Origin of the sequence: Mesorhizobium tamadayense, assembly GCF_003863365.1 — a bacterium.
GTDB classification, from domain to species: Bacteria; Pseudomonadota; Alphaproteobacteria; order Rhizobiales; family Rhizobiaceae; genus Mesorhizobium; species Mesorhizobium tamadayense.
Genome location: NZ_RQXT01000134.1, coordinates 1 through 2,037, shown reverse-complemented (window position 1 = coordinate 2,037; position 2,037 = coordinate 1). Strand labels below are relative to the sequence as shown.

2 protein-coding genes are annotated in these 2,037 nt (G+C 61.1%); both read right to left on the bottom strand.

Features of this window, described 5'->3' with window-relative positions:
• A partial coding sequence (locus EH240_RS36760; protein ID WP_206075394.1) for a transposase occupies positions 1 to 227 on the bottom strand: 227 nt, incomplete at its 3' end.
• A gap of 571 nt (positions 228 to 798) precedes the next feature.
• Positions 799 to 1,965 carry an IS110 family RNA-guided transposase gene (locus EH240_RS36750; RefSeq protein WP_125007214.1) on the bottom strand — a complete coding sequence of 389 codons (1,167 nt, stop codon included), beginning with the start codon at positions 1,963 to 1,965 and terminating at the stop codon, positions 799 to 801.
• Positions 1,966 to 2,037 lie beyond the last annotated feature (72 nt).

Here is a 2,037-nt window from a genome sequence, read left to right as displayed (position 1 = left end):
GGGATGCGCAGCTCGACCGTGCCGGCCCGCGTCTCCCAGTCCCTGTCGCGATAGCCGTTGCGCTGGACAAGCCGCAGCGGGTTCTTCTCGCCATGGGCCGCGCCGGTCGCCGCGCCCACTTCCAGCTCCATCAGCCGCTCAGCGGCAAAGCCGATCATCTCGCGCAAGATATTGGCGTCGGGGGTCTTCTCCACGAGCGTGCGCAGGTCCATCATGTCGTCGGTCATCGGTGCTTCCTTCGAATCAGGTTGTGTCAGCAACCCAACCCTACCGAAGAACATCGATGACCACCGCTACGCCGCTCGCTCGCTTGTATGGGGTGATCTTTGTCAACGTGATCTTTCAGTCGTTCCGTCTCCTTGTTCAGCCGTGGCGACCATTTGTTCCTGCTTTGGCTCCGGGGTCCATTGGGGGCGCCGCGCGTAGTGACGGTCAAGGGTGGTCCTTTGGCCATCGCGAAGCGACTTGCCCTTGATGGTCACGAGCACGGCGGCAGCGTTACATTGAGCCGGCAGGTGCCCTGTTTGTAGAGGTCTATAACTTGCAAACCGAGGGGAGCTCGCCATCAGGCGCCGTAAACGCGCCGCAAGCTTGTATGCGGTTGATCCTCGCGGATCAAAAACCATGATGCAGCCATACGCATCGGCGGCGAAGCTCCGGGCGGTGGGCCCATTCTACAGCGCGGCGTCGTAAGGCCATGTGAGCGACCGGGATCACCACCACCTCGGATCGTTATCGGCAGACGCTATTGCAGCTGCCAAACTTCAATGCTCGTCCTGTCGAACGCTCCTCCATGCTTTATAACGGACGCAGGGCTACTCCCGTCGGGATCTCGCCGGTCGTGACAAGTCGCCAGAATGCAATCAGTAGCTTGCGTGCCAAAGCCACGATCATTGTCTTGCGCGTACCGCCACGGCCATCGGCCGTTCTCGCGCAAAACCAGTGCGCCAGCGCGCTGTCCTTTTGGAATTGGAGGAACCGCCAAGCCAATAGGATCATGCCGTAGCGGACGCGAGCGTTGCCGGCCCGCGCAAGACCTTTCTCGCGCCTGCGTTGGCCGCTCTCATCCGGCGCCCCGGTAAGTCCGGCATAGCGAGCGACGGCTCTCCGATCACGCAGGCCGCGTGAGAGAATCTCATTCACCAACATGTCCGCAGTCTCGATACCGACACCGATGATCCGCGAAAGAAGGCGAACCATTGCGAGCGGACCCTTCTCCGTGTCCGGAACCACCGAGAGCTGCCGCAACCGCTCCTGTTCGATCTCGTGGATTTGTTCACGCAACAGGTGAAGCCGTCCGAGATTACGGCGCAACTCTGCTCGGCTTCGTTCCGGTAGGGGCATACCTTCCGCCGTATGCAGAGCCTCCAGTTTCTCGGCAGCTTTGCGCAGATTGGGTTTGAAGGCGCGAATGCCGAAGCGAGCGAGGATTGCCTTGATGCGATTGACGATCCGTGTACGTTCGCGGACGAGATTGTCTCGTTCACGGTTTGGACGGCGAGCCTCCTCCTCATTGATGGTTGGGATGGCTGCCATGCTGCAGTGGCGCTTCTCGCCCCGCAGCCAGCCAAGAAAGGCGCGCATCAGCAGTTCGGTATCGAGGCGATCGGTCTTGGCGCGCCGATGTTCGCGGGAAACCGCGACGCTCGATGGATGTATGACATAAGCCTCGACAGCGCGCGCCTGGAGCCAGCGCGCCAACCAAAAGCCGTCGCGTCCAGCCTCATAGGCGACAACGATGCGCCGGACTTCGCGCCCGGCTTGGATGGCTTCGCTGCGCCAGCGGCGCAACAGCCTGAGCACCGAATCCGGGTCGGCATCGAGCTTCTTGAGAGGATTACGTTCAAAGCCAGGGACCGTCGCAGCAATGAGCCACTTTGTCTGGCTCATCTCAATCACTGCGACCAACGTGCTGTCCTGATCAAGGGCGGTAAGGGATTTGCTTGCATCAAAGAATGGTGACATGGGGGCGCTCCTTAGGTAGCTGCTCAACAGCGCCGAGGGTGCCACACGCTCGCCGCCGCCCATAGCATCTAC